This is a genomic window from Stenotrophomonas sp. P5_B8 (assembly GCF_054049855.1).
The window spans coordinates 1-732 of the sequence record NZ_JBFULO010000816.1 but is presented as its reverse complement, the minus strand read 5'-3'; the positions used below and the strand labels follow the sequence as shown (position 1 = coordinate 732).

Genomic DNA, 732 nt, shown 5'->3' with positions numbered 1-732 from the left:
GCATGTGGCACGACGGCGACGGCATCGCCGTGGTCAGCTTCAAGACCAAGATGAACACCGTCTCCGACCACGTGCTCAATGGCCTGCAGGGAGCGATCAAGCGCGCCGAGCAGGACTTCAAGGGCCTGGTGATCTGGCAGCAGAAGGAACCCTTCTCCGCCGGTGCCGACCTGGCCGGTGCGCTGGGCCTGCTGCAGGCCGGCAAGGTCGAGCAGTTCGAAGAAATGGTGCACAACTTCCAGCGCACCAGCCAGGCGATCAAGTATTCGCTGGTGCCGGTGGTGACCGCCGTGCGCGGCCTGGCCCTCGGCGGTGGTTGCGAATTCCAGATGCACAGCGCCAAGAGCGTGGCCGCGCTGGAAAGCTACATCGGCCTGGTCGAAGCCGGCGTCGGCCTGCTGCCCGCCGGTGGTGGCCTGAAGGAACTGGCCGTGCGTGCCTCGCAGGCCGCCGGTCCGGGCGGTGACGTGTTCGCCGAACTGAAGAAAACCTTCGAAACCGTGGCCATGGCCAAGGTCTCCAACTCGGCGGTCAACGCCAAGGAACTGGGCCTGATGCGCGCGACCGACAAGGTCGTGTTCAACAGCTTCGAAGCGCTCCATATCGCCAAGGCCGAAGTGCTGGCGCTGGCCGAAGGTGGCTACCGTCCGCCGATGCCGGCCCGCCGCATCCAGGTTGCCGGCGACGTCGGCATCGCCACCTTCAAGATGATGCTGGTCAACATGCTAGAAG

At 65.3% G+C, this 732-nt stretch carries 1 protein-coding gene; it reads left to right on the top strand.

What is annotated here, in order from left to right; genetic code table 11:
* Positions 1-732: enoyl-CoA hydratase/isomerase family protein (locus ACXJKH_RS21620; protein ID WP_457322461.1), on the top strand; the 732-nt coding region annotated here is incomplete at both ends.